Here is a 13,921-nt window from a genome sequence, read left to right as displayed (position 1 = left end):
AGACAACATGAGAAAAATTCTAAGCATCGTTACCTTACTTGGCCTGGGTACGGCAACATTTGCACAGGATATTAAAATAGGACCTGAGGCCGGCGTCACCATGACGACCATGTGGCAAAAACTGAACGATGCCAGCCGGGAAACCGATTATCAGGTAGGATTCCGTATCGGTGGCACTGCCGACTTCCAGTTCAACGAATATTTCTCTATACAGCCCGGCGCGTTTCTTTCCGTGAACAATGGTACCGAAAGCTATTACGAACGCAACTTCAAAAGCGGCTCCGGCGTACCTACCAGCCAGCGCGACCGCAGGAACTATGAGATTACCTACGTACAGGTACCTGTATATGCCCTGTATAAGACGGGCAAAGAATACGACGATCCGCATTTCTTTGTTGGTATCGGCCCTTCTTTCAATTTTGCAGTGGGTGGCCGCTTCAAGCAGGAGTACAGCAATGTGCTCAACGGTGTAGGCACGCCCGCCCGCTACGACTACAGCATTCCTATAGGCAACGACCGGGTAAAAGATAAGATCCGCCTGTTCGACCTCAGCGCCAATGCTACGGTTGGCTACGAGCTTCCCTTTGGCCTCTACTTCCGTGCCTATTACGGCATTGGCCTGTTGAATGTGGCGCCCGGCGGCAATAGCGAGAACCGTTTCCGCAATTCCGGCGGTGGTATTTCCATAGGTTATTTCTTTAAGGCAAAAGGCGGCGGCCCCCGCTGGCAATAGATAAATTAACTACTTTTGAAAGAGGACACCCCAAGTGTCCTCTTTTTTTCATTTCAAAAACAATATACGGCTGTGGCCTTTCGGACTGCTTACAAAAAGACCCTGGGACAAATACTGCCTTCTTTCAGGAAACGGAAAAAACTAAACACGTTCAATCCCAAGCGAACGGTTGTCACCCCGGCGGATACGCCTACGGTATATACCAATTACAATTATAACGAGGAGCGCATGACGCATATGACCACCTCGTCCCTGCAGGAGTGCGCGATGCATACGCGTTCTGCTGCTGTAACCTGGATCAATGTGGATGGCCTGCGTAAGAATGAAGTGGAGGCCCTGTGCGCCCAGTTCGACATCCATCCCTTGCTGGTCGAGGATATCCTGAGCATTGGACAACGGGCAAAGGCCGATGACATGGAGACCCATATGTTTTGCCTGATGCCCATGCTGTCCTACAACAATGATACCGGCATGGTGCATACCGAGCAGCTAAGCATGGTCCTGAGCAATAACCTGCTCATCTCGTTCCAGCCCGACCCGCAGCAGGATCCGTTTAATCCCATCAGGGAGCGACTGAAGAACGAAGCTGCGCCGGTAAGGAAGAGAGCATCGCCCGACTACCTGGCTTATAGCCTCATGGATGCCGTGGTCGATGATTACTTTACCGTGCTGGAAAAGCTTTCCGACCGGCTGGAACGATTGGAAGATGAGGTGGTCACCCGTCCCAATAGTGCCATCCTGCTAAAGATTACCCTGCTGCGGCATGAGATCATGGTGGTTAAAAGGGCCATTACACCGGTACGTGAGCTTATTACCTCTTTTTGGCATTCCGAAAATCCCCTCATCAATGCCGGCAACCGGAAGTACTTCAAAGATGTCTACGACCATATTGTGCTGGCTATCGAGTACACCGAAAACTACAGGGAAATGGCCATTAACGTGCAGGACTTGTATATGAACCAGGTCAATACCCGCATGAATGAAGTAATGAAGATATTGACCGTAGTGACCACGCTGCTGGCGCCGGCAACAGTGATCGGCGGCATCTTTGGTATGAATTTTGACAAGATCCCTTATGCACATCACCAGCACGGCTTTGCCATCGCAGTGGCCGTTATGCTATCCGTCTCACTGCTGATGCTGCTGTTTTTCCGCAAAAAAGGTTGGTTCTGACCCGCGGAAAAACCAAGCGCTGCCACTTACCGGGGCAGCGCTTGATTCCTTCCTTCACTAAAAAGATCAGCTTTCCCGCTTACCTTCCAGCAACAGGTGAAGCGCATTGTCCAGCGAGCCGGCCATCTGCAGCGAGCCTGCGTTAACGAAGAAGATCTCGTCGGCATTCTCGATCGTATTCAGGCGATGCGCGATAATGACACGGGTGGTCTCTTCGGGTAAGCGCTCCAGTATTTCCTGTAGCTGCTGTTCTGTTACGGTATCGATATTGGCAGTAGCCTCATCCAGGATTAGCAGCGCAGGTTGCCGCAAGACAGCACGTATAAAGGCGAGCAATTGCTTTTGTCCCAGGCTTATCCCTTCGCCGCCGGCATTTACCGGTGTATCGAGGCCCTGATCAAAGCGGGCGAGCAATTGCTCCAGCCCTGCTTCCTGAAGCATTGTCAACAACTGTTCCTTGCTGCTGTCCTTAAGCTTCGCGTTGCCATAAATAATATTATCCTTGACCGTGCCGCTAAAGAGGAAAGGCTCCTGGAGGATAAAGCCGATCGCTTCGGTCCGTTCCTGTTCGGGATAGTTCCTGATATCATGCCCGTTAAGCAATACAGTACCTTCTACAGGATCATACAACCGGGCAATAAGCGATGCCGTCGTGGTCTTACCACCACCTGTGGGACCTACCAGCGCATAGGTTTTACCGGCTTCCATGCTGAAATTGATGTTATGCAGCACTTTTTTACCATCGGGATACTGGAACGATACGTTGTCGAATATCAGTAGCGGCCGGTCGCCGCTGGCAGAAAGCGGCACTTTATCGGTAATTGCCGGAGGTACCTCCAGTTGCAGAATTACCGCGATACGGTCCCATGCCGCCATCGCTGCCTGGAAGCCCGCCCATAAAGCCGCCAGCTGGCGCAAAGGCAGGTAAAAGTTCTGTACATAGGCGATAAAGCTGATGAGCAGACCGATAGTAAACTCCCCCTGTGTGATCAAGTAAATACCATATACCAGCACGATAAGCTGCGCTACATTGGAAAACAAAGTGAATACAGGTGTAAAAACGTTGTTGGCCAACCCGGCCTTTATCGCCGATTGATAATTTTTCTCATTGGCCTCATCGAAGCGCCGGCGGAAATAGTCGCGCCGGTTGAAGGTAATAATGGTTTTAAAATTCTGCAGGCTTTCCTGTATCTCAGCGCTCAGGTCGCCGGTGCTCTTCATGCTGGCCGCGTTCTTCTTTTTCACCCAGGCGGAGACCAGCTGAACAAACAGCAGGATAGCTACCGCCGGCGCCAATGATGCCCCGCCCAGCTTTACGTTAATGCTGATGAGGAAGATAGCAGCGCCCAGCATGGTAAAGATGCTGTCGACAAATTGCATGAGCGATTGTGAAAAGAACTGGTTCACTTTATCGGTATCGCTGTTGATGCGGGAGATGAGATCACCGCTTTTATTCTGGTTAAAAAAGGCAACCGGCAATTGCTGCAGCTTGCTGAATACAGCGTTGCGCAGGCTGTACAGCATACGTTGCCCCACCCCGCCCATCAGTTTGGTTTGCAGGTATTCTGTACCGGCCCATATAATATACAGTACCAGCAACAGCCCCGCAAAGTGCAGTACCCCCTGGTACTGTCCTGCCTGGATATAATGGTCGATCGTATAGCCGATAAGATATGGCGTAAGCATGGTAATGCCCGCATTCAGCATCATAACGAAGAAGGCCAGGTAGAGCTCCTTCTTCTCCGAAGCCATGAACTGCAGCATCTTTTTTACCGCTGCGCGGGTGCTGCTCTTTTGATCAGTATTGAGATTATAGTTCATGTGGTAATTAAAAGATTAAGGGACGCGACAATCGTTTAGGCAATCTTACTAATGACTATGCGGAAGCGACTGCTGCGAATCGTAGATCTGCACATATTCGGGACAGGTATTCATCAGCTCCTCATGAGTACCTCTGGCCACCAGCTCGCCCTCCATGAGCAGGATAATCTGGTCGTAGTCCCTGGCCGACTCGATCTTTTGCGTGATCGACACCAGGGTAAGGTCGGGATAGTTGCGTTGCACATTGGTCAGTATCTTTTGTTCCGTAGGCGCGTCAACCCTGGCCGTGAAGTCGTCCAGCAACAATATCTTCGGCTCAATAGCCAAAGCCCGCGCCAGCATAACGCGCTGTTTCTGACCGCCCGAAAGACTGCTTCCCCTTTCGGAGACGATCGTTTCCAGCTGCTGTGGCAATCCGGCTACAAAATCCTGCAGCTCGGCTGTAGCAATGGCTTTTTCCATGGCCGCTTCGGTTACCTGTGCATTGAACGCGATATTCTCCCGCAGACTCATATTAAAAATAATGCTGTCCTGGAAAGCAAGGCCGATCTGGCTCAGCAGGGTTTCCTGCCGGTATGCTGTAATGGGGATACCATCGAAAAGTATCTCTCCTTCATCGGGCTTGATCAATGTGGTCAGCAGGTAAAGCAGCTGCGACTTGCCGGCTGCAGTAGGACCGATAATTGCAGTACGGCTGCCGGCTTTTATATCGAAAGAAACATCTTTGAGCGCCGCCTTCTCCCCATATTTCACCGTAATGTTCCGCAGCTCGATGTTGCCTTCCAGCTCGCGGCTCACCGTGCCGTTATCGACGGTATCGGGCGCATGCAGCGTAGCATAGATACGACCATAGGAAGCCGAAGCCCGGGCGATTACATTGCTCATGAAGCCGATGATAAGGATTGGGAAGATAAGGATCGAGATATAGCTGCTGAAGGCCGCGAACTCACCCAGGGTCATGCTGCCGTTGATCACATAATGGCCACCTACGGTAAGCACGCCCAGCCGCGCCAGGTTGGAGGTAAGCACGATCACCGGTATCAGCATGGCAAATAGCTTGAGAATGGACATGCCCAGGTTTTTGCCTTCCCGGCTCGCATCCATGAATTTGCTGTACTCCATCGATTGTGCATTGAGCACCCGTATCAGGGCCGCCCCCAGTATGCTTTCGTTGATCACTTTATTGAGCCAGTCGACCACCTCCTGGCCTTTCTTGAACAGGATCCTTACCCGCTTGAGCACCAGGAAAAAAGTAACGGCAATAATAGGAATAATGCCCAGCACCAGGAGCCCGAGCTTCCAGTTGATATTAAGCAGCAGGATGCTGGCGCCAATGATCAATACAATGGAAGAAACGATGGACACGATCGCCTGGGATACAAACATCTTGATCGCGTCCACATCGGAGGTAAGGTTGGTGAGCAGCTTGCCCGGCGTGGCCTCCTGGATATAGAGATAGCTTTGCTGGCTGATTTTGGCCGATAATTGCTTACGCAGGTCCCGTGCCACCTTTTCAGAGGCATAGGTTTGGATAATGCTTTGCAGGTACAGCAGTACGAAGATGAGCACGGCAGCTATGGAAAATTCCCAGGCTACGCGCCCGATGCTGAAGCCGCCCTTGCCGAAATCATCAATGCCGCTCTGGATGATCTTGGGCACCACCAGGTTGAGCGCATTGCTGAGCAAAGCGAAGAGCAGCAGCCCGGCGATAAGGCCGGAATAGGGCTTTAGCAGCTGCATCATATTGGGTTTGGCCGCAGCCGGTTGCTTGGATCTAGACATCGCTGATGGTTAAGATTGTTGCCGCAAAGCGGCAGGTTGATCAAAAAATATAAGGCCCTTGTACCGGTCCCAACAGGTTAACCGGGACTACAATTCATCTTTGTCAAACTTGCTCAAAGAGATATTAATACCCGCAAAGATAGTGCGGTACAACGCTGGTTGCATCGGGTAACGGCTCTGACCATCGGCCGAATAGCGGTAGCCGAAGATATTTTTCCGGTTTAACACATTATCTACGCTCACATAAAATACGGCAAACCATTTGCCAAACGACCGCAGGTGGCTTACCTGCAGCGCCAGGTTCTGGTAAGACGACGTTTTATCGCCCAAGAACGTGGGATTGGCGGGGTTATAATAAGGCTTGCCGCTGGCATAGCTGAAGGTACCGCTGACCATGCAATTGAGCTTCTCCAGCCAGTATTTGGTCACCAGGCTCAGGTTATGATCCGAAATAAAGTCAGGGGTCGCCTCCTCCTGGTAATTGCGGTACAGCCGCTTGGTATTGATAAAGCTGTAAGACAACCAGTAGTCCAGGTTCTTCACACTTTTCTTGTCGCGCCAGAACAATTCCAGGCCGGTGGCATAGCCATGACCGCTATTGTCTACGGCGCCGCTGATGAACCGGTAGGAGTTGGGATCGTAAGGTGCGCCCAGCAATTCGCGCACCAACTGGTCATAGCTTTTGTAATAGCCTTCCAGCCGCAGGGTACGATCGTCTTTGGTATACATAAAGTTGGCAATGTAGTGTACAGCTAGCTGCTGGCCGGGACGATAGCCCTGCAACAGGTATTGCTTATCGGGATTCTGGTAGACGAGACCGCCGGCAACCGATGCCGAGCTGTACTTGCTGGTCTTTACCGAAGCCGAAAGGCGGGGCGCCAGGGTATTGGAGCCTAAAAGCGCGCTATGCTCAAACCGCAATCCGGGTTTTACAGCCAACCAGTAAACCGGCGTCCATTCGCCTTCCAGGTAGGCGGCGATCTGGCGCTCGGTAAAACCTCCCGGTATCGTATCAAAGGTACGGTTCACATCAAAATACTGGAACTCCCCACCGCCAACGATATTGAAACGGGTGGAAGCATACCAGGTCAGCTCGCTGCGCACCTGGGCCCGCTTTTCCTTGCTTACCGTAGGAAAGGTTCCCCATTTCGTATTATCGTCATTGTAAGAATAAGAGGCTGCGGTAAACCATTTGAGCTGCTCGCTAAAGCTTTGCCTGAAGGTCGCCTGGCCATAAGCATTATCATTCTTAATACCGAAATCCATTGTTTCTCCTGCCTCGAAAGGATTGGGGATACGGATACCCGAGTTCGTATGCGAATAATTACCCATTACTTTTAGCAAGCCGCCGCTTTTGGTTTTCCATATATAGTTCAGGGAACCACCGCCGCCTTTAGGCACATCGTAGAAGTCGAAATTCGTTTTGGCGATACCATAGAAAGGGGAAAGATTGGTATAGTTGGCCGAAGCTGTAATGCTCATATTGTTGTCGTCAAACACCTTGGTACCCGAAGCATACAAGCCTGCCATAAAGATGCCCAGGTTGATCGTGCTGTTGTCTGGTATATCCAGGGTGTTCATCTCCAACACGGAAGACATGGCCTGTCCGTAGCGGGCACTATAGCCCCCGCTGCTGAAGGCGATGCCTTTGAACTGGAAAGCGCCGAAACGGCTGCGCTGCTGCACACCAGGCACATCGCTGAAAAAAGGATTTTGCAGGGTAAGCCCATCGACCACGATCGCCGCCTCGCTGGCATCGCCACCACGTACCATCATGCCGGTCTGGGTACCATTCTTCTGCACCCCGGGCAGCATCTGCATGGCAGCAATAGGATCGGCGCCCGAGCCGGCAGTGGTAACAATATCCAGGGGTTCCAGTACCGTTTTCTGAGTGCCGTCGGCCGAGCCGAAGCTTCCCGCGGTAATGCTTACCTGGTCCAGTGTGTTGGATACCGACTTCATTTTAAAAGTAAATGGCACCGTCGCCTCTTCTACGTTTACAGGCTTGTTGACGGTCTCGAAGCCCACCGCAGAGATCACCAACGTCTGAGCTCCTTTTTCGGTTGTGCTCAGGATAAAATTGCCCGAAGTATCACTACTGGTGCCATCCAGTGTGTTCTCCAGGGATACGCTTGCTCCGGGCACGGGCTGACCCTGATCGTCAGTAACCTTGCCTTTGAGCACCTGTTGTGCATAACCTGCCATGCTGATAAGGGTAAACAGGACACATAGTGTAAATTTGTACATGGGTTATTGTTTTGTAGGGCAAAAGTAGGTTTGGGCCGCAACCATCGGAAATGACTTTCGGTTATTGCGCCGCTGGCTTCGGTAAACGGGTTGGTCGCATTTTTATCTTTTCGGTAAGCGGAAATGGATAACTTTGTTATGGCATATTGGCCTGGACAAAAGAATCTGTAAAATTAATTAAGTTTGCTTAGCTGCAAATCTTTTCTGATATGGAAGCCCGCGTATTGACGTTATTTGATGATGAAGATTTTCTTCCGAAGCCTGAACCGCCGAAGAAACCAATAAAAAAAGCAGCGACTGCAGCCGCCGAAGCGCCCGAAGTACCGCTCCCCGAAACGGCGGTAACACCCGATGCTACAGCCGCCGAAGCGGAGACAACTCCGGAGGTCCCCGTCGACGCGGCAGAACAGCCTGCGACCGCAATGCCGTCCTTCGTGGAGCAATCGTCGCCGGCAGCGCCGTTAGCTCCTCCTGTTGAAATAGCTGCCTCGCTCATCTCTATTGAGCTGCCTGGCCCGGCCGCCGTATCCCCGCCGCCGCAAACAGCTGAAGAAACCAATGAGGACAATGCACCGGAACCTGAAAAAACACCGGAGGTCCCGGCCGCCCCGTCTGACGAGGACAGGGCTGCCGACGAAGAGCTCAACCGGCAGCTGCTAAGCGAGCTGATACAAACGGATTATACGGCTTTGATCCATCGCGATTACCCTTTTGACCTACAGCAGGCCAGCGTAGTAAAGAAAGAGCGCTCTGTAATGCCCCCTCCCCAACCGGAACCGGCCGTGGAACCCGTTGAAGCGCCTGATGCGGAGGAAGAAGTATTTGAAGAGGTGGTGCCCCTGCCCGAATGGAATCTCGATAAAAAATATTACGCCATCGGCGAAGTGGCTCAGCTCTTTGCAGTCAATACTTCTCTTATCCGTTTCTGGAGCAACGAGTTCAAGCTCAAACCCCGCACGACACGGAAAGGAGACCGGCTGTATAGTCCCGGGGATATTGCAGAGCTGCGGCTCATCCATCACCTGGTGAAAGAAAAAAAGCATACTATAAAAGGGGCCAGGGAAAAGCTGAGGGCCGGGAAGACCGGTGTACACCAGAAACTGGACCTTAAGGAATCCCTCACCAGCCTCAGGGATATGCTGGTCCGGATACACGAGCAGCTTTAATCCCGCCGGACAATACAACCCATAAGAAAACAGACCGACCGCAATGAAGAAGATAATGCTGACCGCAGCACTGGCTGCCGGCATCGCTGCCGGAGCAGCAGCACAGAATAAGTCCGACTTTGAAATGATAAAAAGTGACAACAAGCACGAAGTGATCTATATGGGTCCGGTAACCTTCGAGGATATCGGCCAGGTAAAAGCTTTTCAGTTGGAAAAGAAATCGGAGCAGTATAAACCCGATCCACAGGTACTGGAAATACTGAGCGATAAGCTGAAGAATTACCGGATGATTGTGTTCCTGGGCACCTGGTGCGAAGACTCCCATAAGCTGATCCCCGAGCTGTACCGGGTACTGACAGCAACAAGCTATCCCGAAGAGCAACTGCAATTGTATGCCCTGGACCGCGACAAGCACGGTAAGGAGCACGAGGAGCAAGCTTACCACATTACCAATGTGCCTACCATTATCCTCCTGCAGAACGATAAAGAAAAGGGCCGCATTACAGAAGTTGTCGAAAAGAGTATTGAAAGCGACCTGCTCCACATTATAGAGAAGGAATAACCGTAAGTGACTATCCGGATACGGGATACAATTTGCTTCTAAATAACGGTTGCTAAGCTTGTCCACCATCCTTGTCCTTTCGACAAGCTCAAGGACCGGCTTTGTTTCCTATATCCGGATACCCAGATAACCTTAATCTAAGTCCCATGAATACTTTCACACCGGTAATCATTATCGGCTGCGGCCCCGCCGGCGCCGGCGCATCGCTGTTTCTCAGCCGTGCAGGTATCCCGCACATCATACTGGAAAAGGATGCCTTTCCCCGCGACAAAGTATGCGGCGATGGCTGTAGCGGGAAGACAGCCTTTGTATTACGCAAGGCCGACCCTGCGCTGCTCGACGAGATCTTCTCCGATGAAAGCCGCTTCCTGCCCAGCTTTGGCGTTACCTTCGCAGCGCCTAACGGCAAGTCCATCGATGTCCCTTTCTCGGCCAAACATAAGCAGGACCGCCCGCCAGGCTTTACTTCCAGGCGGCTGGACTTCGATCATTTTCTCTTTAGCAAGATACAGGGGCCGCATGCCAGGATTATTCAGAATGCCACCGTAACCGGCCTCAGCCGTACCGAACAAGGTTATGCCGTTAGCTACCGGAACGGCGCAACAGAAGAAGTCCTGCACTGTAGCCTGCTCATTGGCGCCGATGGTGACAAAGGGATCAGTCGTCGCCAGCTGCTCGACGGCAATGCTCCATCCAAAACAAGCTCTGTGGGCCTAAGGGCCTATTATGAGGGTGTTACCGGTATGCATCCGCAACATTTTATCGAGCTGCATTTTCTCAACGGGATCCTGCCCGGCTACTTCTGGATCTTTCCCCTGCCCGGCGGGGCAGCCAATGTGGGCATCGGTATGGATACAGCGCTGGTACGCAAAAAAAAGATCAACCTCAGGGAAGTCATGCTGGAGGCTATCAGCAGTAATCCCAATATACGCGACCGGTTTACCCATGCCAGGCTTAGCGATAAGATCTATGGTTGGGGGCTTCCTATGGGCGTAGAGCCCACCAAGGTATCGGGCGATCATTTTATGATCACCGGCGATGCGGCTTCGCTTATCGATCCTTTTACCGGCGAGGGGATCGGCAATGCGCTGTATAGCGGTATGCTTGCTGCGGAAGCTGCGGAAAAGGCGCTGCAGGCGCAACGCTTCGACGAGGGCTTCCTGCGTGAGCAATATGGCGATGTGCTCTTCCGTCGTATCGGCGACGAGCTAAAGCTCAGCTACACCATGCAAAAGCTGGTACGCTACCCCTGGCTGTTCAACCTGGTAGTGAACAAAGCGCACAAGAGCCCTGCGCTCCGCAATACCCTGTCGAGCATGTTTGCCGACCTGGATGTACGGGCCCTGCTGCGGCAGCCCTCCTTTTACTGGAAAGTACTTACCAATAAATAACGCCGGCAACGACATAAAAAGGGCCGCTACCTGCGGCCCCATCCAATATTTCTTGTGGCAAAGGCCTCAGACCTTTCCGGCTACGGTTGCAGCTACCCAGCCCTCGCGCCCATTGGGCAGCTTTACATTCATAAACTGTCCCTCTTCCTGGCTGACCTCTAACAGTGTGCCTTCGGGCAGACTCCCCAATGTTTTGCCGTTGGTACGTGGCGCATCCAGGAGGTTTGCTCCGGCCTGCAGCACCACAGCCCTGTGGCTGTTCGTTGCCGCATCATAGGTGAACCAGGTCATACAGCCACAGATGAGCAAGCTTACAATAGCCAGGGAAAGCCAGCGTCCCGAATGGGTGAACCGCTCCTTCCTTACGCGCGTTAGATATACCAGCACCAGTATAGCTGCGAAAGCCAGCAATGAAAGCACCGCCCATACATTGCTGCCAAAGGCCTTCAATAAGCCCTTCCACCAGGCAACAAAGAAGATAGGCGAGGCCTCTGGCAGGGGATTCTGCACACGGCCTTTCGCCAGCAGCAGGTTGTCCTTTACCTGCTGGTTACCGGGATCAAGGAAGGTCGCCTTCTCATAATGCAGAATAGCTACGCCAACCTTATTGAGACGATAGTAAGCATTGGCCGCATTATAGTGTAAACGGGCATCGCGGGGATAACGTTGCAGCAAGGCCTCGTAACAGGCTGCCGCACTGTCGTATTGTTTTTGCGTATATAAAGCGTTGCCCTTTTGCCACAGAGCATTGTCCGTCTTGATATCGGCTCTTGCGGGGCCGGCCAAAGAAAGGAGCCATACAAAAAGGAGCAGCATATTACCTGCCGTCCGCTTACACCAATTAACCTGCATGTTGTAATACACTATTTTTATGCTTCAAAACATTTTCCAGCTCGCCGATAAGGCCGGCGGCTTCATCCAGCGTATGCTGGCGCTGCTGCTGCCCGCCACTGGGACTGTACAGCGCCATTTCGCATTCCAGCACCAGGCGCTTTACGCGGTCAATCTGCGCGAGTGGTACCTGCTTATGCTCCAGCTCCATCGCCACGTTGTCTTTCGACAGGTGAGACAGGGGGATGCTGAGTTTGTCGCTCAGGTACAGCCATATGGCTTTGGATACCTCTTCATAAAAGGCCTTATGCTGTTGCTGTGGCAGCAGCTTACGCGCCGCAGCCAAGCGCTTCCAGGCCACTTTGTTGGCCTTTTTATTGCGGAACAGGGCCTCGTTACCGGCGTACTCATCCTGTCGTTTGCGGCGTACAAGCAGGCCCATCAGCAGGGCAAAGCCCAATGGGTACAAGGTCCAGTACCAGCCCTTCAGGATCAGCGGTGAGCCGTTGCTCTGCGACAAGGCATTTTTGTCAATATCGTGAATATCACCGGGAAGCTTTTTGTCTGCTACCGCCGCTGTGTAATGCAAGCCCTTTGTCACATGGATGCGCTGGGCCTGCGTGCTCACTGTCTTATACGTTCCGCTTGCAGGATCGTAATAGGAAAAGGGTATAGCGGGGATCACGTAGTCGCCCGGCGTTTGCGGGTTCATGCCGTAAACAAATATCTTGCTCCCCGTAATGGCGGGGTTGCGGCCGGTAATGGTATCGGTGACCTGGGGATCGTAAACACCCAGCTCAGCCGGGAAATTGATCTTCGGGTTGCCAATCAGCTTCAGGTTACCACTGCCCGAAACGGAAAAGGTTAACGTGGCCGCATCGTCGGTGCTAAGGGTATTCTTATCCAGTTCGGCCTTTACGCTGAAGTTCCCCACGGCGCCGGTAAAGGATGGCGGCTGGTTGGCCAGCGGCAGGGAGCGCACATTAACCTTCACAGGCTGGCTCGACAATTTCACAGGTACATCTTTGTAGTTGTATCCCGAAAACATATCGTCATTGAAAAACGGATCGTCCATGAAGAAAGAGCCAAAGGCCGGATCATCGGCTAGAGCGTTGCGTCCTTTCACCTGCTGGATCACACGCACCATGCCCTCGGCCTTGGCGGCATCGAGCTCAAGCGTACCGTCCTGCTGGGGAAACAAGGCCGTCTTTTTGAGCAGGAACACCTGGTAACGCTGTCCGTTAACGATCTCTTCCCGGGGTTTGGGCGGATTGGGGATCTGGAAATCCTGGCTCCAGAAACCATTAAGTGAAGGTAGTTGGGTCAGGTTCACCGACATGGCCAGGCGGGTATACAGCTTATAGCTGGCGGTGATCTGCTCGCCCACATAAGGATTGGTCTTGTCTACCTCTACCTTGATGAAGATATTCTTGCCAATGTTCTTTTCCCCCATCTCCTCCAGGTTGCTGTTCTGCTGCTGTACCTGCTGCTGCCGGCGTGCACGCTGCTGCTGCATCTGCTGTTGCAACATTTGCTGAAACTGGCGCATGGCAAAGGGATCGTCATCATCGTATTGGTTCATACGCTGGCGCTGCTGCGCCACGGTACCGGCCACTACCTGTAGCGTCACAGAGTTGGACGCCACCTCCTTGCCATTATAAGTCACCTTGGCCGGAGGAATAGTAATCACGCCGGTCTTATTGGCCACCAGCACATAAGCAATATTGACAGAAGTGCTTTGCTTCATCTGTCCGTTAATGATGGTCGTGCTGCTGCTGTTGCTCTGGTAGGGCCCTCCGGCAATGGAGCACCCGGGAAAAGTAGGAGGCTTGAAATCCGATGCGCCCTGCGCATTGGTCAGCACATAAGTTACCTGGAACTGATCTTTGGTACCTACCCGCTGCGCATTGGCCTGCGCAGAAAAAACCATTTCCTGGGCCATGGCAGGCAGGCTACAGACCAGCATCACCATCGCCCAGACAAAACCCTTCTTAATCATATTTCTAAGATAGACAAATTATACTTTAAGAACGTACAAAGTTAAAAATAACATATCCGAGGAGGGGTTAAAGCAGCGTTAAATGGAAGACGACAAGGGTACACCGGGCTACCGCAGGCACGCGACAGAACGGAGTCCGCAGGAACAAAAAAGAAGCATAGACGGCATTACCGGCTTGAAGATATCGCGAACCGGATGGCGTCCGGTTACACACAC

Annotated in this window: 10 protein-coding genes; 5 read left to right on the top strand and 5 right to left on the bottom strand. The window is 52.3% G+C overall.

Going from position 1 to position 13,921, the window contains the following annotated elements; all coding sequences use genetic code 11:
* Nucleotides 1–7 precede the first annotated feature (7 nt).
* Together DZK30_RS11900 and corA are read left to right on the top strand one after the other, a co-directional pair.
* The gene (locus DZK30_RS11900) at nt 8–733 is read left to right on the top strand and encodes a porin family protein (RefSeq protein ID WP_118974355.1); all 726 of its coding nucleotides are present in this window, start codon (nt 8–10) and stop codon (nt 731–733) included.
* Between the two features lie 72 nt (nt 734–805).
* Nucleotides 806–1,906 carry a magnesium/cobalt transporter CorA gene (corA, locus tag DZK30_RS11895; RefSeq protein WP_118974354.1) on the top strand — a complete coding sequence of 367 codons (1,101 nt, stop codon included), beginning with the start codon at nt 806–808 and terminating at the stop codon, nt 1,904–1,906.
* A 66-nt stretch (nt 1,907–1,972) separates the two neighbouring features.
* Here the strand turns inward: corA and DZK30_RS11890 are convergent, their stop codons facing one another.
* From DZK30_RS11890 to DZK30_RS11880, 3 genes are all read right to left on the bottom strand, one after another.
* Nucleotides 1,973–3,727 (bottom strand): ABC transporter ATP-binding protein, encoded by a 1,755-nt coding sequence (locus tag DZK30_RS11890; RefSeq protein WP_118974353.1) that lies wholly within the window; start codon nt 3,725–3,727, stop codon nt 1,973–1,975.
* A 48-nt stretch (nt 3,728–3,775) separates the two neighbouring features.
* A complete protein-coding gene (locus DZK30_RS11885; RefSeq protein ID WP_118974352.1) occupies nt 3,776–5,509 on the bottom strand; it encodes an ABC transporter ATP-binding protein in 1,734 nt (577 codons plus the stop codon).
* Nucleotides 5,510–5,596: 87 nt separating this feature from the next.
* Nucleotides 5,597–7,756 (bottom strand): TonB-dependent receptor, encoded by a 2,160-nt coding sequence (locus tag DZK30_RS11880; RefSeq protein ID WP_118974351.1) that lies wholly within the window; start codon nt 7,754–7,756, stop codon nt 5,597–5,599.
* A gap of 209 nt (nt 7,757–7,965) precedes the next feature.
* Between DZK30_RS11880 and DZK30_RS26260 the strand changes: the two genes are divergently transcribed.
* From DZK30_RS26260 to DZK30_RS11865, 3 genes are all read left to right on the top strand, one after another.
* The gene (locus DZK30_RS26260) at nt 7,966–8,922 is read left to right on the top strand and encodes a MerR family transcriptional regulator (protein ID WP_205529424.1); all 957 of its coding nucleotides are present in this window, start codon (nt 7,966–7,968) and stop codon (nt 8,920–8,922) included.
* Nucleotides 8,923–8,965: 43 nt separating this feature from the next.
* Nucleotides 8,966–9,484, top strand: a complete 519-nt coding sequence (locus tag DZK30_RS11870) for a thioredoxin domain-containing protein (protein ID WP_118974350.1) — start codon at nt 8,966–8,968, stop codon at nt 9,482–9,484.
* 146 nt (nt 9,485–9,630) lie between these two features.
* Entirely contained in the window at nt 9,631–10,875 is a 1,245-nt protein-coding gene (locus tag DZK30_RS11865) for a geranylgeranyl reductase family protein (protein ID WP_118974349.1), read from the top strand.
* A 66-nt stretch (nt 10,876–10,941) separates the two neighbouring features.
* On the opposite strand, the gene DZK30_RS11860 is transcribed toward DZK30_RS11865, so the two are convergent.
* Nucleotides 10,942–11,727 carry an SH3 domain-containing protein gene (locus tag DZK30_RS11860; protein ID WP_118974348.1) on the bottom strand — a complete coding sequence of 262 codons (786 nt, stop codon included), beginning with the start codon at nt 11,725–11,727 and terminating at the stop codon, nt 10,942–10,944.
* Nucleotides 11,717–13,705, bottom strand: coding sequence for a BatD family protein (locus DZK30_RS11855; RefSeq protein ID WP_118974347.1), 1,989 nt, complete (start codon nt 13,703–13,705; stop codon nt 11,717–11,719). The genes DZK30_RS11860 and DZK30_RS11855 overlap by 11 nt, the downstream gene beginning before the upstream one ends.
* Nucleotides 13,706–13,921 lie beyond the last annotated feature (216 nt).

This window comes from Taibaiella koreensis, from assembly GCF_003545715.1.
GTDB lineage: Bacteria > Bacteroidota > Bacteroidia > Chitinophagales > Chitinophagaceae > Taibaiella > Taibaiella koreensis.
The sequence above is the reverse complement of the archived record's forward strand: the minus strand, read 5'-3'. Positions and strand labels throughout refer to the sequence as shown.